Below are 21,244 nucleotides of genomic sequence, written 5' to 3' on the forward strand. Positions count from 1 at the left end.
AGACTGCACACCTTTGCCGTCCCTGCCGCCGGTGAGCTTGACAATTTGTCTAGCGAACCCGCCGGTCCACTTCTACGCCTGCGCGGCGGTTGCCGGTGATCCGGGCGCCGATCCAGCACGCCGCGGCAATGCCCGCCACCAGTGCCAGGGTGCTGAACAGCTGCTTGCTGCTGTCCGGGCTGCTGAAGCCGACGGCGAAGATCAGGGCCAGGAGCACCAGCCCGAAGATCGTCAGGGCCGGGAAGCCCTTCATCCGCAGCGGCAGCGCCGTGCCGTCACGGTCCGCCCGGCGGCGCAGGATCAGCTGGGAGACCAGGGCCGAGCCCCACACCACGAGGCACGTGGAGCCGACAAGCTGGAACAGGGCCGGCAGAATCTGGTCGGGGAACAGCAGTTCCAGGACGGCGGCCAGGAAGCCGAAGGCCACAGAGACGCTCACCGCCACCACCGGTACCCGGGCCGAGTTGAGCCTCGAGAGGAACTTCGGGGCTTCGCCGCGCTCCGAGAGCGAGTACACCATGCGGGACGCGCCGTAGAGGTTGGCGTTCAGCGCGGACAGCAGCGCGATGACGGCCACCAGGGTGATCGCGGCGCCGGCACCCGGGATCCGGGCGGCGTCGAGGACGCCGGCGAAGGGGGATTTCAGGGCCGCCGAGGTTGAGGGAAGGACGGCCGCGATGACGAAAACCGAGCCGATGTAGAACACGAGGATCCGCCAGACCACGGTGCGGATCGCCTGGGCGACGCTGCGTTCCGGGTTCTCGGTCTCGGCCGCGGCCACGCTGACAATCTCAGTGCCGCCGAAGGCGAAGATGACGACGAAGAGCGCGGTGGCGATGCCGCCGAGGCCTGCCGGGGCGAAGCCGGAAGTGAAGTTGCTAAGGCCGGGGGAGGGGACGTCCGGCAGCCAGCCCAGCAGCAGGGCCGCGCCGATGGCGAGGAAGATCACGATCGCGGCCACCTTGAGGATGGCGAACCAGAATTCGAACTCGCCGAAGTTCTTCACGCCCGCCAGGTTGATGGCGGTGAACAGGGCCATGAAGACCAGGGACAGTGCCCAGACGGGGATCACCGGCCACACCGTGAACAGGAGCCCGGCCGCACCGAGGGCCTCGGCCGCGATGACCACCACGAGCTGCAGCCACCAGAGCCAGCCGACGGTTGCCCCTGCGGTCTTGCCCATGGCTTTTTGCGTGTAGACGGAGAAGGCGCCGCTGTTGGGGTTGGCGGCGGCCATCTCGCCGAGCGCCCACATCACCAGGATGATCAGGGTTCCGGCAACAAGGTAGGAGATCAGCACGGCCGGTCCCGCCGCCTTGATTCCTGCCCCCGAGCCGAGGAACAGGCCGGCGCCGATCGCACTGCCCAGCCCCATCATGGTCAGCTGGCGTGGCTTCATGCTGTGCCCCAGGCTCGGGGCGGGAACCGCGGTGGGTAGCGTCGCGGTGGACTTCGTTGTCATGGCGAACCTTCGTGTGGTTTGGATCTGGGCGTCCTTATGGGACCTATTGAATTTACCGTCTTTGGGCCGGCGCCACGGATCGCCGGGGCGCCCCCGCCGTGAGAGCATGGTGGCAGTTTGCTCATTGAATTGGGGCGTTGGCGGCGGTTTGTTCAACCCGGGCCGCCTGGAAAGGAAAAATCCTTGGACGTTGATCCGCTGGATGCAAAGATTGTCCGATTTTTCACGGATTCGCCCAGGGCCTCGGTCCTGGAAGCCTCCCGGGTGCTGAAAGTAGCCCGCGCGACGGTGCAGTCGCGGCTGGACCGGATGCAGGATGCCGGTGTGATCGGCTCGTGGGTGCCGCACCCGGATCCGGCCCACTTTGGTTTCCCGGTGGTGGCGTTCTGTTCCCTCACGATCAACCAGGACCTCGGGCACGACGCCGTCGTGGAGGCCCTGGCGCGGATCCCCGAACTGATCGAGATCCACACGGTGTCCGGGAGCTCGGACCTCATGGCACGCATCGCCGCGCGTTCCAATTCGGACCTCCAGCGCGTCCTCGATGCCATGATCGCCACCAGGACTGTCCTGCGGTCCTCATCCGTGATCGTGCTCAATACGCACTTCCAGGGGCGCACCCTGCCGCTGCTGGAAGCCGCGGCCGCAAGCAAGTGACAGGCTAAGCAAGTGACAGGCCAGGCCTGTGCGCCGGGCAGACATGCTCCGGCGAATCGGCTAGAGGACGCTCAGGCCCTCGGGCAGGCCGGTCCGGCCGGTGAGCAAGAGCAGCAACTCACCGGCGGCCGGCAGCCGGGAGCCGATGGCCCCGGCGAGCTCCAGGGAGGCCGCGACCGCCGGGGCCAAGGAGGCGGGCGGCGGGAGGCCCAGGGCGCGCGCCAGGTCCAGGGTGTGCACGGCCAGTTCGAAGGTCCGGGTCGGCAGGTAGTCGATGAGCGTCATTGCCCCGGCGGGCGTGGCCACCAGGGCACCGTCCGGAGTGCTCCGGACGAGGTCCGTGACGCGCTGGACCAGCTCCCGCACCGCTGAGGCCGGGTCCTCGCCCAGGGCTTCCCCGGTTTCCCTGCCGCGCCGGGCGATGGCGTCCGGCGAGGTGGCGCCGCGGACGGCCAGGAAGTAGTCCACCGGACCCGCCACCCGTTCCCCGGCGGCCGGGGTGGCGAGGTAGGTCTCGACGGTGGTCAGGGCGCGGCTGGTGTGGCCGGTCAGTGCCCGGACATCCCATTCACCCAGCGCCGGCCGCTGCCACGCCTGGTCCGGTACCTGTCCGGCGAGCTCCAGGAATGCCTGGGCCGCCCCCGTGTAACGGGCTCTGACTGCCGCTGCGTCCCCGCCCTTTGAACCCCTGCCCTCCGGGTCCATCTCTTCTGCGTCCATAGCCCCGATTCTTGCCGTTGCCGGCTCCCGCGGACAAGCCCGGACCGCCCCCCGGCAACGCTCAGGGCCGCGGCCGTGTCCGCAAATGTGGCCGCCCGTGTGACCTGAAACATTTTGCGTCCCGCCGTCGCGGCCGTATCATTAGTTCTAGTCAATTTGACTATAACTAATCCGGCGGTCGGGCCGGATCCGTCCGGGAAGTCCACCGCTGGACCCGCCCGGGACCGCAGAGGGCGGGTGAACCACCGTTTACACCACAGCAGCCAACGTCTCGGAGCGCCAGACCGCGCCGCCGTCGCTGGCCATCTCCACCGTGATCTTTGCGCTGCGCCCCAGCGAGAAGTCCGGCCGGCCCACGCTGTGGATCCCGCTGGTGCGCCGGATCCGCGAGCCGTTCAAGGGCCTCTGGGCCCTGCCCGGCGGCCCGCTCACGCACTCGGAATCCCTCCAGGACGCCGCGTCGCGGAACCTTCGCGAGACGACGGGGCTGGCCCCCAACTACCTCGAACAGCTCTACGCCTTTGGCGGGCTGCACCGCTCGCCCACCCAGCGCGTCGTCTCGATTGTGTACTGGGCGCTCGTCCAGCCCACGGAGGCCGCGCTCGCCGACGAATCCGAAAACGTGCGCTGGTTCCGCGCCGACCGGCTCGGCGAGCTGGCCTTCGACCACAACGCGATCATCGACTACGCCCTGTGGCGGCTGCGCAACAAGATGGCCTACGGATCCATCGCCTACCACCTGCTGGGCGAGTACTTCACCCTCGCCCAGGTCCGGGAAGTCTACGAGGCCGTCCTGGACCGCCAACTCGATCCCGCCAACTTCCGCCGGCAGGTCAAGGCCACGCCGGAAATCGAAGAAACCGATCAGTACCTGCAGGGCGGCAAGCACCGCCCGCCACGCCTCTACCGCTTTACCGGCCGCCCAGGCCTTGACCCAGACAACAGGAGCACACCATGAGCAGCGTCAACACGGCAATCCAGCTGATCACGCGCGAGCAGGCCGCCACCATGACGGGGGCCGCTGCCGCCTCCACCTGCAGCCCTGCGCTGGCCCGCGGGCCCTGGGACTACGACCTCGCCGAGGCCCTCGCCGGAGTGCCCGCCTACGGACCGGGCGCCTCCTCCGCCGACGTCGCACCGGTCTCGACTCCCCGGCAGGGCCAGCTCCCGGAGGAGTACAAGCTCGCCAGCGACGCCGAACTCGACGCCCGGATCCGCGCCGCCAAAGCGGCGCTGGGGGACCGCGCCGTCGTGCTGGGGCACTTCTACCAGCGCGACGAAGTGATCGAATATGCCGACTTCGTGGGCGATTCCTTCCAGCTGGCCAATGCGGCCCTGACCCGGCCGGACGCGGAAGCGATCATCTTCTGCGGCGTGCACTTCATGGCCGAGACCGCGGACATCCTCTCCCGGCCGGACCAGGCCGTGATCCTGCCCAACCTCGCCGCGGGCTGCTCCATGGCGGACATGGCGGACATCGACTCGGTCACCGAGTGCTGGGAACAGCTTGAGGAAGTCTTCGGCACCGAGCCCGACGCCGACGGCCGGGTCCCGGTCATCCCGGTCACCTACATGAACTCCTCCGCAGCCCTGAAGGGCTTCTGCGGCGAGCGCGGCGGGATCGTCTGCACGTCCTCGAACGCCGCGACGGTGTTGGAGTGGGCGTTCGAGCGCGGCCAGCGGGTGCTGTTCTTCCCGGACCAGCACCTGGGCCGCAACACGGCCAAGGCGATGGGGGTGCCGCTGGAGCAGATGCCGATGTGGAACCCGCGCAAGGACCTCGGCGGCAACGACGAGGCGACCCTGCTCGATTCCCGGGTGATCCTCTGGCACGGCTTCTGCTCGGTCCACAAGCGCTTCAACGTGGGCCAGATCGAGAAGGCCCGCGCCGAGTTCCCCGGCGTGCAGGTGATCGTGCACCCCGAATGCCCCATGGAGGTGGTGGACGCCGCCGATTCCGCCGGGTCCACCGACTTCATCAAGAAGGCCATCGCCGCGGCCACGGAACCCAGCACGTTTGCGATCGGCACCGAGATCAACATGGTGAACCGGCTCGCCGCAGAATACCCGCAGCACACCATCTTCTGCCTGGACCCGGTGATCTGCCCCTGCTCCACCATGTACCGCATCCACCCCGGCTACCTTGCCTGGGTCCTGGAAGCGCTGGTCCGCGGCGAGGTGCTCAACCGCATCACCGTGGACGAGGACGTCGCCGCCCCGGCAAAGGTGGCGCTGGAGCGCATGCTGGCGGCGCGGCCGTGACCAGGCGGCTCGTGATTGTCGGCAGCGGGGTTGCGGGGCTCTACGCCGCGCTGCTCGCCACCGACGCCGCCACCGCCGGCGGCCGTGACATCGAGGTGGTCCTCCTGAGCAAGGGGACGCTGGAGCAGAGCAACACCTTCTACGCCCAGGGCGGCATCTCCGCCGTGCTGGCACCGGAGGATGCCGCCCCCGGGGACTCCGTGGCAGCGCACATCGCGGACACGCTCGCCGCCGGTGCCGGGCTGAACGACGCCGAGGCAGTCCGCGTCCTGTGCACCGAGGCCGTCCGGGACATCGCCGGCCTGGGCCGCTACGGCGTGCATTTCGACGCCGGTCCCGACGGCGGACCGGCCCTGGGCCTGGAAGCGGCGCATTCGGCGCCCCGCATCCTGCACGCCGGCGGGGACGCGACGGGCGCCTGCATCGCCCGCGGGCTGGTCGCCGCCGTCCTGGAACGCGCGGTCCTGGATCGAGCTGGCCATGGCCAGCTCCGGGTGGAGACCAGCGCCTTCGTCACCGGCCTCCTGACCGAACCGGCCGCCCGCCGGGACGCCTCGTCAGGCAGCACGCCGCCGACGCCGGCCCGGGTCACCGGCGTGGCCTACCTGGCCGGCGGCCGGCCCCAGCAGCTGGCGGCCGACGCCGTCCTGCTCGCCACCGGGGGTGCCGGCCGGCTGTTTGCCCGCACCAGCAATCCCTCCGTCGCGACGGCCGACGGGCTGGCCCTGGCCTGGCGTGCCGGGGCCGCGGTGCGGGACCTTGAGTTCTTCCAGTTCCACCCCACCACCCTCGCCACCGAGGAGGTCCCGGGCGGCCCGCCGGCCCTGCTCATCTCCGAAGCGGTCCGCGGCGAGGGGGCGGTGCTGCTGGATTCCGCGGGGTACCGCTTCATGCCGGACTACCACCGCGATGCCGAGCTGGCCCCGCGCGACGTCGTCTCCCGCAGCATTGCCCTGCACCTGGCCGCCACGGGGGCCGCGCCGGGCAGCCCGGTCTATCTGGACGCCCGTGGCATCGAGGCGGACCGGGGCGCGGGCTTCCTGGCCCGGCGGTTCCCGACCATCGCGGCGGCCACCCTCGCCGCCGGCTACGACTGGACCGCCGAGACGGTCCCTGTGTCCCCGGCCGCGCACTATTGGATGGGCGGCGTGGGCACCGACCTGCGGGGCCGGACGTCCGTTCCCGGCCTGTACGCCGCCGGCGAGGTCGCCCGCACGGGGGCGCAGGGGGCAAACCGGTTGGCGAGCAACTCGCTGCTGGAGGGCCTCGTGTTCGGCCGCCGTGCGGTCGAGGACTTCCTGGACGCACCTGTGCCGGACGCCGCCTGGCTCTCGCCGGCACGCGAGGACGTCCATCCCGGCAGCCGCGTCCCGCCCGCGGCAGCCGTTTCCCCAACGACAGCCGCCCCCTGGGCCGCGGAGGTTCCGTTCAGCCGCGCGGCGCTGGGAAGGCTCATGACGGCGGCTGCGGGAGTCACCCGCACGGGCGCCGACCTCGACGCCGCCGCGGCCCAGCTCGCGCAGTGGGCCGCGGACCTTGAAGCCGTGGATTTTAAAGCGGCTGACTTTGAAGCGGGCCCTCTTGAAGCAGGGGTCCGCGACGGGCACAGTGTCTGGCACAGTGTCTGGCGCAGCCAGAGTGCCCACGAGGACCGGAACCTGCTGCTGGCTGCGGAACTCCTCGTGGCCGCGGCAAGGAAGCGCACCCACTCGGTCGGCGCCCACTATCGGGCAGACAGCACGGCCGGCGCCGCGCACTCCGCGGTCCTTGTTGCCCCCGCTCGCTCCACCTCGACGGCCGGTAAGTCCGGCCCCCGGCATGCCTCCGCATCCCGACACAAGCAAAGGATCTCGTCATGACAGCAACCGTTGTCCCGGAAACCCGGTCCACCGCACAGCCGGCGCTCGCCGGGAGCCTGCCCGAGGCCGCCGTCCTGGCCGTCCTCCGCACGGCGCTGCAGGAGGACGCCCCGTACGGGGACATCACCTCGCAGGTGCTCATCCCAGCTCAGGCGCGGGCGACGGCGGTGCTCAATGCGCGCGTTCCCGGCGTGCTGAGCGGCGGGGAGGTCTTCGCCGCGGCGATGAAGCTGACCGACCCCGGCGCCGTCGTCGAACTGCTGGTCAACGACGGCGAGGCCTTCGCTGCCGGAACCGCCCTGGCCCGCGTGACCGGTAACGCCCGCGCCGTGCTGCTGGCCGAACGCGTCGGGCTGAACCTGGTCCAGCGGATGAGCGCCATTGCTACCAGGACCGCCGAGTTCGTGGCGCTGGTGGACGGCACCGGGGCGCGGATCACCGATACGCGGAAGACGACGCCGGGACTGCGGGTGCTGGAACGCTATGCCGTGCGCTGCGGCGGCGGCGCCAACCACCGTTTCAGCCTGTCCGACGCCGTCCTGGCGAAGGACAACCACCTGGCCGTCCTCACCGGCGGTGATCCGGCGAAGCTGACCGAGGTGCTGCGCGGCGCCAAGGCCCAGCTTGGCCACACAACACACTTCGAGGTGGAAGTGGACACCATGGAGCAGATCGAGCCGGTACTTGCCGCCGGGGTGGACACCATCATGCTGGACAACTTCTCGTTGGCCCAGCTGGCGGCCGGCGTCGAGCTGGTGGGCGGCCGTGCACGGGTCGAAGCCAGCGGGAACGTCAGTCTCGCCACCGTGGCGGACATTGCGGCCACGGGGGTGGACGTCATCTCGATCGGGGCCCTGACGCACAGCGTCACGGCCCTGGACCTCGGCCTGGACATTGAGCTTGATGTCGACCCCGGCGCCGGGCCCGTTCCTGCCCCGGAACAGACGGCCGGCTGAGGCGCACCGTGATCTTCCTCGACGCCGCGGCCACCACCCCGGTCCGCCGCGAGGTGCTGGAGGCCATGTGGCCCTACCTCACGGGCGAGTTCGGCAACCCGTCAAGCCATCACTCCCTGGGGGCGGCGGCCGCCACGGCGCTCGCCGGGGCCCGCGTCGCCACCGCCAAGGCCCTGGGGTGCCGCCCCGGCGAAGTCGTCTTCACCTCCGGCGGCACGGAAGCGGACAACCTTGCCGTCAAGGGCATCGCCCTGGCCCGGCGCGCCGCCGACCCGAACCTGAACCGGGTGGCGATCAGCGCCGTCGAACATCCCGCCGTGGAAGAATCCGCCAGGTACCTCGAACGGGTGCACGGCTTCGTGGTCGACGTGATTCCCGTGGACCGCTTCGGGCAAGTGACGGAAGGGGCACTTGCGGCGGTGCTGCAGCCTGGGACGGCCCTGGTCAGCATCATGTACGCCAATAACGAGGTCGGCACGGTCCAGCCCATCGCCCGGCTCGCGGCGCTGGCCCGCGCCCACGCCGTCCCGTTCCACACCGACGCCGTCCAGGCCGCCGGCTGGCTGCCGCTGGACACCGGAGCACTGGGCGTGGACGCGCTGAGCATTTCCGGCCACAAACTTGGCGCCCCCAAGGGCAGCGGCGCGCTGTTTGTGCGCGGACGGCTCCGGGTTGAACCGCTGGTTCACGGCGGCGGGCAGGAGCGCGGCCGCCGCTCGGGAACGGAAAACGTCGCCGGGGCCGTGGCGCTGGCAACGGCCCTGACGCTGCCCCGGGAACCGGCAGGGCGCCTCGCTGCCCTCCGCGACGGGTTCATTGACGTTGTGCTGGCCGGTGTTCCCGGCGCGCTGCTCACCGGCCATCCCACCGAGCGGCTGCCCTCGGTGGCCTCCTTCTGCTTCCCGGGCACCAGCGGCGAGTCCGTGCTGCTGGAACTCGAACGCCAGGGCATCGTCTGCTCCAGCGGTTCCGCGTGTGCCGCGGGCTCGGACGCACCCTCGCCCGTGCTGCTGGCCATGGGCATCGAGCCCGAGGTCGCCCAGACGGCGGTGCGGTTCAGCTTCGACTCGACCGTCACGGCAGCGCAGCTGCAGGAGGCGGCGGCCGCAGTCCGCACCGCCGTCGGCAGCGTCCGCTCCCTCGGCACAACCAGCTCGCAGCAGGGGCCGTTCTGAGCGCCCAGAACGGCCCCTGCTGCTAGTCAGTTGGGCAGGCGGGGCGGGAAGGCGGGGCGGCCAGCTGGGCAGGCGAAGCTAGCGGTGGCGGGCGCGGCGGAAGATCCAGTGCCGCAGCATGGTGAACCGCACGGCAGTGGCGGCGAAGCCGGAGAGGGTGGTGGTCCACAGCTCCTCGGCCACGGTGGCATCGGGGTTGACCCAGTGCAATACGGCCAGGCTGCCGCCGGTGATCAGCAGCGCGACGAGGATAACGATCAGGCCGTTGAGGTGGTCCCGCTTCATCCGGCGGGTTTCGGTGATCTTGAACGTCAGGCGCCGGTTGAGAGCGGTATTCATGAACGATGTCAGGATCAGGGCCGCGGCGTTGGCCGGCTGGGCCCCGAGCCAAGGACGGGAAAGGGCGTACAGGGCAAGGGAAGTCAGGGTGCAGACAATCCCGACGCCGGTGAACCGGATGAGCTGGCGGACCACGGGGTAGCGGAGGACTCCGCGGTGGCGGCGGGAGCTCTGCCCGCGGACGACGGCGGCGGCAGGAGCCTGCTGTTCGAGCTGGGACGCCATCCGCTCAGTACAGCTCGCCCACGGGAATTTCCACAGCCAGCCGGTTCGCCGGGCCGGCAAGCGGACATGCCCAGGCTTCGTTGTAGGCGCAGGAGGGGTTGTAGGCGAAATTGAAGTCCAGGATGAATTCGGCCTGGGGCCCGGAACCCCGTACGCCGTGGAAAGCCCCCTTGATGGTGTCCAGGAGGTAGCGACCGGCGCCGTAGCTGCCGCCGGGCTGGCCGGCGGTGGCGTCGCGGAACGGCACAAAGATGCCGCCGCCGTAGCCCCTGAGTTTCCAGACTGCGAGCTGCCCCATCTCGGGAAGGTCGAAGGTGCCCAGCCGCACAAACCGGACCAGTCCGTCAGTCCCGGTCTCCACATTCATCTCCCGGCCGGCGCCCTCGAGAGTCAGGGGGACGTGGAAACGGTAGATCGGATCGTAGTCCGCCGTCTTCAGGCCGCCGAAGCTGGCCTTTGCCTCCGCCGTCAGCGCCGAGGCAGGGTGCGTGCCGAACATGCGGTCCCGCTCCTGGCGCCAGTAGGAATGTGCCTCTGCCGGGCTGTCCGCGGCAATTTTCCGCGTAGTGGCATAAAGGGCAAAGGTCCGCAGCCGCCAGTCAGCGATATCGAGCGCCGACATGCCTGCCACGTCGCCCTGGTCCCCAAAGTGCGTTCCGTCAAAGTCATGTTCGGCCATGCCCCCACAGTATCTGCTTTCCCGGGACCGAAATTTGTGCGCCGAAATTTGTGCCCAAGGTTCCGGCAGGACCCGCGCGCGGAATGGACGTTTCGGTGAGCCGTCCACCCTTAGACTTTCGCCCATGCGCAACCCCCTGCAGAACGAGGCCGCCGGCACTACCCCCAGGAGCGCCGGGGAGGAACCGGGCAGCTCCGGGGACACACCGGGCAGTGCCGGGCGCGCGGCGGCGTCGCTGGCGGAGCTGGTGACGTACCGGACTGTCTCTGTCCGAGCCGAGGGTTCCATCCGGGCCAAGGGGTCCTCCCCGGCGGAGGCCGGCGTGGAGCCAGACCAGTTCGAGGCCTTCATCGCCGCCCTGCCCCGGCTGTATCCGGCGGTCCATGCCGCCCTGGAACTGGAGCGCGTCAACGGCCACGCCCTCCTGTACCGCTGGCCCGGCAGCGCCTTGGCGGAGGACCCGGCGGCCGCGCAGCGCGCGTCGGTGCTGATGGCGCACTACGACGTCGTCCCGGCGGCCGACCCGGGGCAGTGGACGCGGCCGCCGTTCGCCGGCCACAACGACGGCACCTTCCTGTGGGGCCGCGGGACCCTCGATGACAAGGGCCAGCTCGTGGCCATCCTGGAGGCCGCCGAGAGCCTGCTCCGGGCCGGGTATAGGCCGGCGCATGACCTGTACTTCTCGTTCGGCAACAATGAGGAGACGGCCGGCAACAGCGCGGCGGCTGCCGCGGAGCTGCTGGCCGGCCGCGGCGTGAAGCCCTGGCTCGTGCTGGACGAGGGCGGTGCCGTGGCGGGCGGTGCCTTTCCGGGCGTGAGCCGCCCGGCCGCCGTCGTCGGCGTGGCAGAAAAGGGAATCCTGGACGTGGAGCTGCTGACCCGGGACCCGGGGGGACACGCGTCCACGCCGCCGCGGATGGGGGCGACGGCGCGGCTGGCCCGCGCCATCACCCGGATCGAACGCAGCCCGTTCCCGCAGTCGCTGCCGGAGGTGACCGCGGAGATGCTGCGCCGCTTCGGCCCGCATACGCCCCCGCCGCTGCGGGCCGTGTTCGCCAACGTGGCACTGCTCCGGGCACCGATCACCTGGCTCTTTGGCCGGCTCGGCAACGAGACCAACGCGATGACCCGAACCACCGTGGCCATCACCACCCTCGAAGGCAGCTCCGGGGCGAACGTCCTTGCCGCCACCGCCAAGGCGAACGCCAACATCAGGGTGGCGGTGGGGGAGAGCGTCGAAGGCGCCGTGGCACGACTGCGGAAAATCATCCGTGACCCGAAAGTCGAACTGCGCATCGTGGAGGGCAACGACCCGTCACCGGTCTCCCCGTCCTCCGGGGCCCAGTGGGAACTGCTGGCGGATTGCATCGGGCAGGTCTTCCCCCAAGCCATCATCACGCCGTACATCATGATGGGCGGCACGGACTCCCGCCGCTTCACCGGGATCTGCGGTGCCGTGTACCGGTTCGCGCCGTTCTTCATGGACGTCCGGGCCCGCGGCTCCATCCACGCCGTGGACGAGAAAATTTCCCTCGAGACGCTGGACCAGGGGGTCCGCTTCTACGAAACACTGATGCGGAAACTCTGAGCCATGCGGCGCCCCGGCTACGCTGGCATCATGACTGGGACCGCGCCACCCCGAGGACCAGGCACCGGCGGAATCCGGAGCGCTGTGCTGCGCACCGGCGCGGCGTTCGTGGTCGCGGCGGCAGCCCTGACGGGCTGCAGCAGCGACGGCAAGGGGAGTCCGGCGTGGACAGCAGGGAGCGGCGCGACGGAGAGTACGACGTCGACGGCCAGCCCCGCGGCGGCGTCGTCGGCCAGCGCTTCCGCCGCCCCGGGCTCGAGTGCGGCGGCCTGGAAAGTCTTTACCGATCCGGCAAAGACGGTCAGCTTTGAAGTGCCGCAGGACTGGATAGTCCAGTCCGTTGCTCCCGACGCGGGTACGTTGCCGGGGGCGCTGAAGATCATCGTCAAAGACGCCAAAGGCGCTTATCTGGCCACCCTGCAGACCGGCCTGCCTCCGCAGCCGCCGCCGTCCTGCCCGGGTGGCGCCGCACGGGACTACGTCGTGGTCAGCAGCGTGCCTGTTGACCTGCCGCACGCCGGCGGCGAGGGAACCCTTGACCCGCACGTGGTGTTCCGGGTTATCCAGGGCTACAAGTACTTCGGCTCCTACGGCATCACCAACGTGGTGGGCGGCGCCGGCGGCAAGAGCTGCGCGTTGCAGAATGTGGTCCGTGGCCCGGCCGGCAAGGGGGATTACTCGTTTGGGGATCTGACGGTGCTGAAGACGCTGGCGCCGGACCGGAAGGTCGCCCCCGCAAAGGCATTCGACACTCTCGACCAGGCTGCCAAGTACGTCAACGAGGGGTCCGAATTCGCCGACGTCCAGCGGATGCTAATGTCTCTGAAGATCAAGAACTAGTCCCGCCCGCCCGCACATCCCGGGCCGTTGACGGCGACTTCCCCGCACCCGCCTCACATCCCACATCCCGGAGACATGGAGATTCATGGAACGCGCTGTAGCCGCCCGCCTGGCCTTCAAGACCGCAGCCGAAACCAAGGTGGCTCTGGCCGTGGCCGTGGCCCGGAACGCCGGGTACGGCTCGGTCCAGGAATCGCTCACGGTGACCGCTGGAGGCGAGGACGTGCCGCTGACCGAACTCTCGGACCATCACGGCGGGCGCTTCCACTACATGGAATTTGCCGAACCCACGGACGTGCTGGTTGAGTATTCGGCTACCGTCACCGGCTTTGCCCGTCCCGAGGAACCCGGGCTGATGGAACTGATCCGGTATGTCCGGCCCAGCCGCTACGCGGAATCGGACCGGCTGCTGCCGACTGCCTATGCCGAATTCGGCGGGCTTCAGGGCGAAGAGCTGCTGCACGCCATCCGCAACTGGGTCTTCAGCGAACTGCGCTACGTCAGCGGATCCTCCCGGGGGACCGACGGCGCCGTCGAAACCCTGTTGCACCGCCGCGGCGTCTGCCGGGACTTTGCCCACCTCGCCATTGCCCTGCTGCGTTCCAAGAACGTCCCGGCCCGGCTGGCCGCCGTCTATGCCCCTGGCCTGACCCCGATGGACTTCCACGCCGTCGCCGAAGCGCACATCAACGGTGCCTGGCACGTCATAGATCCGACAGGGCTGGCACCGCGGGAGAGCATGCTGCGGATCACGGCCGGGCGGGATTCCTCGGACACCGCCTTCCTGTCCACCGTGGGCGGCAGCCTGTCCCTGAAGGAACTCAGCGTCACCGCCGTCGTCGATGAGCTGCCGCTGGAAGACCCGGCGAAGCTCGTCGCCATCCAGTAGACAGGCCTAGCGCACGGCAACCGAGGCGCGGAGCTTCTCGGTCAGCCGCAGCAGCTCCTGCTGTTCGGCGGCGGAGAGGGCCGGGCCCACGAGGGCGGCGATGTCGCGCACGTGTTCCCGGCCGATCTGCTTCTGCAGGTCCCTTCCGTCGTCGGTGAGCCGGATGAGGATCCCGCGGCCGTCATCGGGGGCCGGCGTCCGTTCGACGAGCCCGCGCTTCTCGAGCCGCTCCACCAGCCGGCTGAGGCTGGACTGGCTCAGCAGGACGTTGTCGTTGAGCTCGTTCAGGCGCAGCCACCCGGAGGGGCAGCGCGAGAGCGTGAACAGGACGTCGTACTCGTTGAGCGCCAGGGCTTTGAACGCCGGCGCCGCCTGCAGCTTGCGCATCACCGCCACCTGGGCCCGGAACAGGGATTCCCAGGTTTCCGCGGCCAGGCGTACCGGCGATTCTGTGGTCTTGGCCGGCATCATGAACCCTTGGTGGTGGGCTCCGCCTCGGCGGCGTCGACGGTGTCCGCTGCCAGTGCGGCAGCCACCCGGCCGGCGTGCGTCGGCGGTTCGGGGACATGTGCGGGCTTGAGTGCGGCATATTCCTTGCGCAGCACCGGCAGCACCTCTTCGCCGAAGAGATCCAGCTGTTCCAGGACGGTCTTCAGCGGCAGGCCGGCGTGGTCGATCAGGAAAAGCTGGCGCTGGTAGTCGCCGAAGTACTCCCGGAACGTCAGGGTCTTTTCGATCACTTCCTGCGGGCTCCCGACCGTCAGCGGGGTCTGGGAGGTGAAGTCCTCCAGCGAGGGGCCGTGGCCGTACACCGGGGCGTTGTCGAAGTAGGGGCGGAATTCCTTGACGGCATCCTGGGAATTCTTCCGCATGAAGAACTGGCCGCCGAGGCCCACAATGGCCTGGTCCGCCTTGCCGTGGCCGTAGTGCTCGTAGCGTTCGCGGTAGAGGCTGATCAGCTGCTGGTAGTGCTCCTTGGGCCAGAAGATGTTGTTGGCGAAGAAACCGTCACCGTAGTATGCGGCCACTTCGGCGATCTGCGGCGTGCGGATCGAGCCGTGCCACACGAAGGGGGCGACGCCGTCGAGCGGGCGGGGCGTGGAGGTGAAGTTCTGTAGCGGGGTGCGGTGCTTGCCGGACCAGTTGACGGTGTCCTCGTCCCAGAGGCGGCGCAGCAGGGAGTAGTTCTCAATCGCGAGTTCGATCCCGTCCTGGATGTTCTTGCCGAACCAGGGGTAGACGGGGGCAGTGTTGCCCCGGCCCAGGACCAGGTCCACGCGTCCGTCTGCGAGGTGCTGGAGCATCGCGAAGTCCTCGGCGATCTTCACCGGGTCGTTGGTGGTGATCAGCGTGGTGGCAGTGGAAAGGATGATGCGCTCGGTCTGGGCCGCGATGTAGGCGAGCGTGGTGGTGGGGGAGGAGGAGAAGAACGGCCGGTTATGGTGCTCGCCCAAGGCGTAGACATCCATGCCGATCTCTTCGACCTTCTTCGCGATCGCCACGGACGCCTTGATGCGCTCGTGCTCCGTCGGGGTGCGGCCCGTGGTGGGGTCGGTGGTGATGTCGCTGACGCTGAATACGCCGATCTGCATGATGTGCCTTTCCGTGGCCGGGGTGATCCGGGAGCTGCTTCTACTATAACTGATTTACATGCATTTGCATCTATCGACGGGTATAACGCCCGGTGCGGACGAATATTCCCGCACCGTTCCGGCCGGGTTTCCCGCGTGCGGGGGAGCGCGGGCCTAGGATGCAATCAATCGGCTGGCCATGAGGTGCCTGCCCGCCCGGAAGGCCCCCCTTGCGACGTGTCGTAGCTTTTCTGTGTCTGGTAGAGCTCACCAGCGGAATCCTGCAGGGCTATTACACGCCCATCCTCACCGATATCGCCCGGCACCTGGGGATCCACGACGCCGACGTCAACTGGTTCGAGGCCGCGCAGCTCATGGTCAGTGCCCTCGCGGTGCCGGTGCTGGCCAAGCTCGGAGACATGTACGGGCACCGGAAAATCCTGCTGGCTTCCACGCTGGTCACCGCCGCCGCCTCCTGGGGCGTCGCGCTCGCCCCGGACTTCTGGACGTTCTTGGCCGCGTGGTCGTTCCAGGGCTTCTACGTGGTCTGGCTGCCGCTGGAAATCGCGCTGATCTTCAGCCGCGTCCACCAGTTGCCCGACGGCGCCGCCCGCACCCGGCGGGCGGCCGGTGTACTGGTCGGAGCGCTGGAGGCCGGTGTCATCGCCGGGGCGCTCGCGGCCGGCGCGCTCGTGGAAGTGTTCGCCGGGCAGCTGCAGCTGGTGCTCCTGGTTCCGGCGGTGGCCGTGTCCGCGTGCTGGTTCGCCATCCGGTTCGGCGTGCCGGAGTCCCTTGAGCGCAGCGGCGGACGCGTGGACACCCGCGGCTTCACGCTGCTGGCCGTCGGACTGCTGCTCATCATTTCGGGGCTGACCTTCATGCGCCTCAACGGAGCCGGTGCCTGGTGGCCGTGGGCGCTGGTGGGAGCCGGGATTCTGGTGTTCATCCCGTTCGCGCGGTTCGAGCTGCGCCAGGCAGATCCGCTCGTGGACATCAGGATGCTGCGCAGCAAATCCATGCGGCCGGTCCAGCTGACCGCCGGGCTCTTCGGCGTCTCGGTCCTGGGCGCCCAGGCTCCGCTGTCCACGTTTGCCCGGACGGACCCTGCGCTGCACGGCTACGGTCTGGGCCTGCGCGCCGGGCAGGTATCCATCATCATCGGCGTCTACGTGCTGGCGCTGCTCGTCGGCGCCCTGCTGTACCCGGTGGTGACCCGCCGCCTCACCCCGCGCTGGACGCTCGTGGGCGCCGCCGCGCTCGTGGGCCTGGGCTACCTGCTGTTCCTGCCCTTCCATGACAGCCTCGCCGAGGCGCTGGCCAACATGGCGATCGCCGGCGTCGGCTCCGGGGCCCTCGTCGCGGCGCTGCCCTCGGCGGCCGCTGCGGCGGCGCCCCTCAATCGCACCGCGATGGCCACGGGCTTGACCAACACCACCAAGACCATCGGCGGGGCCTTCGCGTCCGCCGTGTTCGGCATCGCCCTGCTGAGCCACGTCCTGGCCGACGCCGGGGCCGGCGCGGGAGACGCCGGGCAGAGCGCTGCGCCGCTCGCTGGCTACCTCACGGTATGGACCATTTGCGGGGTTACCGGGCTGGCCGCGGCCGCCGCCCTGGTGCTGGTACCCCGCCTGGCCTTCTCCGACCCCGCCGCCGTCGTCCCACGCCTCCCGGCCGGCTCGCACTAGCCGGACCCTTCCTCCTCGACTACTGACGAAGTATGTTCGTACCGTGACGGGTACACGAGGGATCAGACGGGGAAGAGCGGCGGCCGCGGCCGTCGTGGTGGCGATCAGTGTCCTGCTTTCGGGATGTACTGCGTCGCGGTTGGATCCTGTGAGCACCGTGGACGCGCGCACCGTGCTGGAGGATTTCAAGTCCCGGGACATGGCGGGGCACATGCAGGCGCTGCAGCGCATTGCCGATGCCAATGGCGGCAACCGAGCTTCGGGCACGTCCGGATATGAGGAATCGGGCCGCTATGTGGAGGAGCAGCTGCGCGCGGCCGGGTATGAACCGGTGCGGCAGACCTTCTCCTTTCGGGGCGATGGCCGGGGCAAGCCGCGGGTGGAATCCTTCAATATCCTCGCCGACACCGGCGGCGATGCCGGACACACCGTGGTGGTGGGCGCGCACCTGGACTCCGTGCGCCAGGGCCCGGGCATCAACGACAACGCCAGCGGGGTAGCGGCGGTCCTGGAAACCGCGCGGTGGATGAAGGAGGCCGGGATCAAGCCGGCCAACAGGGTCCGGTTCGCGTTCTGGGGCGGGGAGGAGGACGGGCTGTACGGGTCCCAGCACTACGTCGACGAGCTCAGCCAGGCCGAGGTCGGCCAGACCGCGGCGAACCTGAACGTGGACATGGCGGCCTCGCCCAACGGTGTGCGGTCCGTGCATGACGGGGACGGATCCGATTTCGGCCACGCCGGCCCGGCTGGGTCCAAGGCGATCGAGGACATCCTGTTCCGCTACTTCCAGGAGAACGCGCTGACCGCCGAGACCACGCCCTTTGACGGCGGCTCCGACTACGACGCCTTCCTCTCGGCCGGCATTCCCGGCGGCGGCTTGTTCACCGGCGATGTGGAAAGGAAGACCCAGGCCCAGGCGCAGTCCTTTGGCGGGGCGGCCGGCAAGGTCCTTGACCCCTGCTACCACGAGGCCTGCGACACCGTCGCCAACACCAACCCGGAACTGCTCAAGGAAATGTCGGGCGCCCTGGCCTACGCCACCGTGGCCTACGCGATGGGCAAGCCCAGCTAAACGACTGCTCCCATCAGCCGTTCCAAAAGCCGTCCCATCCGCCGTCATCGGGCGTCCCGGGCGTCTGCGAGCCGGGCGTCCGGGCCGTCGGCGTCCACGTCCAAGGGTGCCCCGCCGCCGGCGCATTTTTCCAAGGAGCCAGGCGCGGCTAGAGGCTTTGGACCTTCGCTGATTCGGGTAGTTAATCAGCCATTTCAGCGGAAAAAACAGGTACCCGCTACTCAGGTGCTGTGAGATTGCTGAGTTTACGATAAGGAACGAATAAGCAGTCGGGCAGCGCAAGTGATCTGCCCAGTTCACGTATAGAAAACCTCAATACGTGAATAAATAGGGGCCCGTAAACCAACGGTCAGTGCGCCACAGATGCTGCGCTGTCTCCATTCCGAGCCCGTCATCTAGAAAGCCTGAGTTGGGTTTACGCTCAGGAAACTTCGCTAGTCGGAAGTACGGGGGATCGACAGATGGATATCTTCGAAAGTTTGGAGTCTGAGGTTCGCAGCTACTGCCGCGGCTGGGACACCGTGTTTGATCGTGCGGCCGGCAGCAGCCTCTACAGCGAAGACGGCAGAGAATATCTGGATTTCTTTTCCGGCGCCGGCGCGCTGAACTACGGACATAACAATCCGGCACTGCTGCGGCCGCTGGTGGACTACCTCCTGTCGGGCTCAATCGTCCACTCACTCGATATGAAGACGCCCGCCAAGCGGCGCTTCCTGGAAACGTTCCGGGAGTTGATCCTCAAACCGCGGGATTTGGACTACAAAGTCATGTTCCCCGGTCCGACGGGAACAAACTCCGTGGAGGCGGCCCTGAAGCTCGCCCGGAAGGTCACCGGCAGGCAGCATGTCGTGAGCTTCACCAATGCCTTCCACGGGATGACGCTGGGATCGCTGTCAGTTACGGGCAATTCAATGAAACGGCAAGGAGCCGGCGTTCCTCTGACGAACACCTCCAGCATGCCCTATGACGGCTTTTTCAACGGTCAGGTACCGGACTTTTTGTGGCTCCGGCAGGCCTTGGAGGACAGGGGCTCGGGACTCGACAAGCCCGCTGCGGTGATCGTGGAAACTGTCCAGGGCGAGGGTGGGCTCAGGGCCGCCCGGGCGTCCTGGCTGCGAGGCCTTGCGGAGCTCTGCCGCCAACACGACATCCTGCTCATCGTGGATGACGTTCAGGCCGGATGCGGACGTACCGGGACATTTTTCAGTTTTGAAGAGGCGGGCATCACCCCTGATATCGTCTGCCTGTCGAAATCCATCTCGGGCTTTGGACTGCCTTTGTCACTGACCCTGTTCAAACCCGAGTTGGACATTTGGCAGCCTGGCGAGCACAACGGAACATTCCGGGGGCACAACCCGGCGTTCGTCACCGGCGCGGCTGCCCTGGAACACTACTGGCAGGACGGCAGCTTCCAGTCGAAGGTCGCAGGGCTCGTTTCGCAACTGCACGAGGGGCTTACACAGATCGCGGCGGGCGTCGAAGGCGCCACCGTCCGTGGCCGGGGATTGCTCGCAGGTGTCTACTACCCCGACTCTCAGACGGCGGGAAGGATTGCGGCTGAATCGTTTGCCAGGGGCCTGCTGGTGGAAACTTCGGGCCCGGAAGGTGAGGTCCTCAAGACGATGCCCGCGCTGACAATCAGCCCCGCAGACCTGCAGAAGGGACTCGATATTCTCGCTGCAGCCGCAGTGACAGTGACCGGAGAGCCGGTGGCCTTGGGATCAACCATTTGAGGATCCGTACAGAGGGCAGAGAGGGCCCACAGGGGCCAGTACCGCTTGCAAGAATCGAAGTAGATTTCGGGGAGAGAAATGGGTACCCGCAAGGAAACAGCTCTTAACGACAGTGATCTAGCGGAAACCGACCGGGCGATTCGCCCGGGAAGTGTCATCGTACAAAAATTTGGCGGTTCATCCCTGGCGGATGCCGCGGGTATTCTCCGGGCAGCCGAGCGGATCGCCAAAACGCGGACCAACGGCTACCGGGTCGTGGCCGTGGTGTCCGCCATGGGGGACACCACCGATGAACTATGCGACCTTGCTGCGGAAGTTTCCGCCCGGCCGCTTGCTGTGGACCTTGACGCCCTTCTGAGCATCGGCGAACTTGTGTCCTCGGCACTTTTGGCGATAGCCCTGGCGGATCTCGGCCAACTGCCCCGCACCTTTACCGGCAGTGCGGCCGGCCTCATTACCGACAGCATCCATGGCAAGGCACACATTACTGATGTCAGGCCGGACCGCGTCCGCAACAGTTTGAACCGTGGTGAAGTTCCCATCGTGGCAGGATTCCAGGGCAGGACGCAGAAGCGGAACAGGGTCACCACGCTCGGTCGCGGCGGCTCGGATCTCACCGCGGTCGCGCTGGCCGCAGCACTCGGGGCCGACATTTGCGAAATCTACACGGACGTCGACGGCGTCTACACCGCGGACCCGCGGGTTGTCCCGACAGCGCGAAAGATCGAGGTTCTCTCGAGCGAGGAAATGCTTGAATTCGCGGCCTCCGGGTGCAAGGTACTGCATCTGCGGTGTGTTGAATATGCCCGCCGGTTCGGTCTTCCAATCCATGTGCGGTCTTCATTCGTGCCCGAGCCTGGGACGTTGATCCTGCCAGGCCTTGACCGTCATCCAGTCCTCCAGCCCGCGCGGGAGCAACCGGAGGTGACCGGCGTGGCCGGGGTCAACTCGGCGTCGAAAATCACAGTTGTTGGAATTCCTGACCAGCCGGACAGCATGGCGCGCATCCTGCACGTCCTCTCGCGTTCGGGAGCGCACGTCCAGGCAATTGTCCAGAACACGGCCGGCCCGGGCTCGAAGCGTTCCGACGTTGCCCTGATCGTGCCGGCCGCCCATGCGGGCACAGCCCTGGCGGTGCTGGATGCTGAAAAGGGAACAATTGGTTTTCAGGGTTTGCAGCACGACAGCGAGGTGGGCAGGGTGTCCATCACCGGGCTGGGTATGCGCTCTTCCCCTGAAATTTTCTGCACCTTTCTCAAGGCCCTCTCGGACGCCAACGTTGACCTCGATCTCTTCGACATATCCGAGACCTCAGTGGGTGCCGTCACACCCGCCCACCGGCTCGCGGACGCCGAGCGGGCCGTCCGACGGGCATTCGGCATGGCCCCGGCGGCCGAGGACGCGATGGTGGCTCATGAGGACCACCTCATGCCCACTGTTGGCCCCCCGATCGAGACGTGGGCTGCAATTTCTGACGAGGATCTGACCCCTGTCCCGCAGGGGGACAGAACAGTGGCACGTCACTTCTAGCG

The 21,244-nt window shown here is 68.3% G+C and carries 19 protein-coding genes; 13 read left to right on the forward strand and 6 right to left on the reverse strand.

Annotation, left to right across the window (positions count from 1 at the left end):
- Window positions 1–49: 49 nt before the first annotated feature.
- Window positions 50–1,462, reverse strand: coding sequence for an amino acid permease (locus AC1DKQ_RS13205; protein ID WP_476919220.1), 1,413 nt, complete (start codon window positions 1,460–1,462; stop codon window positions 50–52).
- A 183-nt stretch (window positions 1,463–1,645) separates the two neighbouring features.
- On the opposite strand from AC1DKQ_RS13205, the gene AC1DKQ_RS13210 reads away from it, so the two are divergent.
- A complete protein-coding gene (locus AC1DKQ_RS13210; protein ID WP_476919221.1) occupies window positions 1,646–2,119 on the forward strand; it encodes an Lrp/AsnC family transcriptional regulator in 474 nt (157 codons plus the stop codon).
- Window positions 2,120–2,179: 60 nt separating this feature from the next.
- Here AC1DKQ_RS13210 and AC1DKQ_RS13215 read toward each other — a convergent pair whose 3' ends face one another.
- A complete protein-coding gene (locus tag AC1DKQ_RS13215) occupies window positions 2,180–2,839 on the reverse strand; it encodes a maleylpyruvate isomerase N-terminal domain-containing protein (RefSeq protein WP_476919222.1) in 660 nt (219 codons plus the stop codon).
- 304 nt (window positions 2,840–3,143) lie between these two features.
- Here AC1DKQ_RS13215 and AC1DKQ_RS13220 point away from each other — a divergent pair, with 304 nt between their 5' ends.
- Genes AC1DKQ_RS13220 through AC1DKQ_RS13240 form a run of 5 tightly spaced genes read left to right on the forward strand, consistent with a single transcriptional unit; the run spans window position 3,144 to window position 9,091 of the window.
- The gene (locus tag AC1DKQ_RS13220; protein WP_476885670.1) at window positions 3,144–3,797 is read left to right on the forward strand and encodes an NUDIX hydrolase; all 654 of its coding nucleotides are present in this window, start codon (window positions 3,144–3,146) and stop codon (window positions 3,795–3,797) included.
- Window positions 3,794–5,101 carry a quinolinate synthase NadA gene (gene nadA / locus AC1DKQ_RS13225; RefSeq protein ID WP_476919223.1) on the forward strand — a complete coding sequence of 436 codons (1,308 nt, stop codon included), beginning with the start codon at window positions 3,794–3,796 and terminating at the stop codon, window positions 5,099–5,101. The genes AC1DKQ_RS13220 and nadA overlap by 4 nt, the downstream gene beginning before the upstream one ends.
- Window positions 5,098–6,960, forward strand: coding sequence for an L-aspartate oxidase (gene nadB, locus AC1DKQ_RS13230; RefSeq protein WP_476919224.1), 1,863 nt, complete (start codon window positions 5,098–5,100; stop codon window positions 6,958–6,960). The genes nadA and nadB overlap by 4 nt, the downstream gene beginning before the upstream one ends.
- On the forward strand, window positions 6,957–7,916 hold the full coding sequence (gene nadC / locus AC1DKQ_RS13235; RefSeq protein ID WP_476885656.1) for a carboxylating nicotinate-nucleotide diphosphorylase: 960 nt from the start codon (window positions 6,957–6,959) through the stop codon (window positions 7,914–7,916). Before nadB ends, nadC begins: the two co-directional genes overlap by 4 nt.
- A gap of 8 nt (window positions 7,917–7,924) precedes the next feature.
- Window positions 7,925–9,091 carry a cysteine desulfurase family protein gene (locus AC1DKQ_RS13240; protein ID WP_476919225.1) on the forward strand — a complete coding sequence of 389 codons (1,167 nt, stop codon included), beginning with the start codon at window positions 7,925–7,927 and terminating at the stop codon, window positions 9,089–9,091.
- A 78-nt stretch (window positions 9,092–9,169) separates the two neighbouring features.
- On the opposite strand, the gene AC1DKQ_RS13245 is transcribed toward AC1DKQ_RS13240, so the two are convergent.
- Together AC1DKQ_RS13245 and AC1DKQ_RS13250 are read right to left on the reverse strand one after the other, a co-directional pair.
- Window positions 9,170–9,655 carry a GtrA family protein gene (locus AC1DKQ_RS13245; protein WP_476885658.1) on the reverse strand — a complete coding sequence of 162 codons (486 nt, stop codon included), beginning with the start codon at window positions 9,653–9,655 and terminating at the stop codon, window positions 9,170–9,172.
- A gap of 4 nt (window positions 9,656–9,659) precedes the next feature.
- The gene (locus AC1DKQ_RS13250; RefSeq protein ID WP_476885659.1) at window positions 9,660–10,334 is read right to left on the reverse strand and encodes a DUF1684 domain-containing protein; all 675 of its coding nucleotides are present in this window, start codon (window positions 10,332–10,334) and stop codon (window positions 9,660–9,662) included.
- A gap of 124 nt (window positions 10,335–10,458) precedes the next feature.
- On the opposite strand from AC1DKQ_RS13250, the gene AC1DKQ_RS13255 reads away from it, so the two are divergent.
- The 3 genes from AC1DKQ_RS13255 to AC1DKQ_RS13265 all read left to right on the forward strand — a co-directional run bounded on the left by AC1DKQ_RS13255 (window position 10,459) and on the right by AC1DKQ_RS13265 (window position 13,651).
- Window positions 10,459–11,922 (forward strand): M20/M25/M40 family metallo-hydrolase, encoded by a 1,464-nt coding sequence (locus AC1DKQ_RS13255; RefSeq protein ID WP_476885660.1) that lies wholly within the window; start codon window positions 10,459–10,461, stop codon window positions 11,920–11,922.
- A 30-nt stretch (window positions 11,923–11,952) separates the two neighbouring features.
- Window positions 11,953–12,762, forward strand: coding sequence for a hypothetical protein (locus tag AC1DKQ_RS13260; RefSeq protein ID WP_476885661.1), 810 nt, complete (start codon window positions 11,953–11,955; stop codon window positions 12,760–12,762).
- 85 nt (window positions 12,763–12,847) lie between these two features.
- Entirely contained in the window at window positions 12,848–13,651 is an 804-nt protein-coding gene (locus AC1DKQ_RS13265) for a transglutaminase-like domain-containing protein (protein ID WP_476885662.1), read from the forward strand.
- 6 nt (window positions 13,652–13,657) lie between these two features.
- Here AC1DKQ_RS13265 and AC1DKQ_RS13270 read toward each other — a convergent pair whose 3' ends face one another.
- Both AC1DKQ_RS13270 and AC1DKQ_RS13275 read right to left on the reverse strand, forming a co-directional pair.
- Window positions 13,658–14,119 (reverse strand): MarR family winged helix-turn-helix transcriptional regulator, encoded by a 462-nt coding sequence (locus AC1DKQ_RS13270; protein ID WP_476885671.1) that lies wholly within the window; start codon window positions 14,117–14,119, stop codon window positions 13,658–13,660.
- Entirely contained in the window at window positions 14,119–15,243 is a 1,125-nt protein-coding gene (locus tag AC1DKQ_RS13275) for an LLM class flavin-dependent oxidoreductase (protein ID WP_476885663.1), read from the reverse strand. The genes AC1DKQ_RS13270 and AC1DKQ_RS13275 overlap by 1 nt, the downstream gene beginning before the upstream one ends.
- Before the next feature lie 209 nt (window positions 15,244–15,452).
- On the opposite strand from AC1DKQ_RS13275, the gene AC1DKQ_RS13280 reads away from it, so the two are divergent.
- The 4 genes from AC1DKQ_RS13280 (at window position 15,453) to AC1DKQ_RS13295 (ending at window position 21,242) form a co-directional block, all read left to right on the forward strand.
- Window positions 15,453–16,907, forward strand: coding sequence for an MFS transporter (locus AC1DKQ_RS13280; RefSeq protein WP_476885664.1), 1,455 nt, complete (start codon window positions 15,453–15,455; stop codon window positions 16,905–16,907).
- Window positions 16,908–17,055: 148 nt separating this feature from the next.
- A complete protein-coding gene (locus tag AC1DKQ_RS13285; RefSeq protein ID WP_476919226.1) occupies window positions 17,056–17,979 on the forward strand; it encodes a M20/M25/M40 family metallo-hydrolase in 924 nt (307 codons plus the stop codon).
- 461 nt (window positions 17,980–18,440) lie between these two features.
- The gene (ectB, locus tag AC1DKQ_RS13290) at window positions 18,441–19,712 is read left to right on the forward strand and encodes a diaminobutyrate--2-oxoglutarate transaminase (RefSeq protein ID WP_476884717.1); all 1,272 of its coding nucleotides are present in this window, start codon (window positions 18,441–18,443) and stop codon (window positions 19,710–19,712) included.
- Between the two features lie 78 nt (window positions 19,713–19,790).
- Entirely contained in the window at window positions 19,791–21,242 is a 1,452-nt protein-coding gene (locus AC1DKQ_RS13295; RefSeq protein ID WP_476884718.1) for an aspartate kinase, read from the forward strand.
- The last annotated feature ends 2 nt before the right edge of the window (window positions 21,243–21,244 follow it).

It is taken from the genome of Arthrobacter sp. 05L421 (genome assembly GCF_056397785.1).

Coding starts and splice junctions, on each gene's coding strand:
- AC1DKQ_RS13275 (WP_476885663.1), bottom strand. CDS start 15,243: ATGCAGATCGGCGTATTCAGCGTCAGCGACATCACCACCGACCCCACC.
- nadC (WP_476885656.1), top strand. CDS start 6,957: ATGACAGCAACCGTTGTCCCGGAAACCCGGTCCACCGCACAGCCGGCG.
- AC1DKQ_RS13205 (WP_476919220.1), bottom strand. CDS start 1,462: ATGACAACGAAGTCCACCGCGACGCTACCCACCGCGGTTCCCGCCCCG.
- AC1DKQ_RS13295 (WP_476884718.1), top strand. CDS start 19,791: ATGGGTACCCGCAAGGAAACAGCTCTTAACGACAGTGATCTAGCGGAA.
- AC1DKQ_RS13245 (WP_476885658.1), bottom strand. CDS start 9,655: ATGGCGTCCCAGCTCGAACAGCAGGCTCCTGCCGCCGCCGTCGTCCGC.
- AC1DKQ_RS13265 (WP_476885662.1), top strand. CDS start 12,848: ATGGAACGCGCTGTAGCCGCCCGCCTGGCCTTCAAGACCGCAGCCGAA.
- AC1DKQ_RS13260 (WP_476885661.1), top strand. CDS start 11,953: ATGACTGGGACCGCGCCACCCCGAGGACCAGGCACCGGCGGAATCCGG.
- ectB (WP_476884717.1), top strand. CDS start 18,441: ATGGATATCTTCGAAAGTTTGGAGTCTGAGGTTCGCAGCTACTGCCGC.
- AC1DKQ_RS13255 (WP_476885660.1), top strand. CDS start 10,459: ATGCGCAACCCCCTGCAGAACGAGGCCGCCGGCACTACCCCCAGGAGC.
- AC1DKQ_RS13215 (WP_476919222.1), bottom strand. CDS start 2,839: ATGGACGCAGAAGAGATGGACCCGGAGGGCAGGGGTTCAAAGGGCGGG.
- AC1DKQ_RS13270 (WP_476885671.1), bottom strand. CDS start 14,119: ATGCCGGCCAAGACCACAGAATCGCCGGTACGCCTGGCCGCGGAAACC.
- nadA (WP_476919223.1), top strand. CDS start 3,794: ATGAGCAGCGTCAACACGGCAATCCAGCTGATCACGCGCGAGCAGGCC.
- AC1DKQ_RS13250 (WP_476885659.1), bottom strand. CDS start 10,334: ATGGCCGAACATGACTTTGACGGAACGCACTTTGGGGACCAGGGCGAC.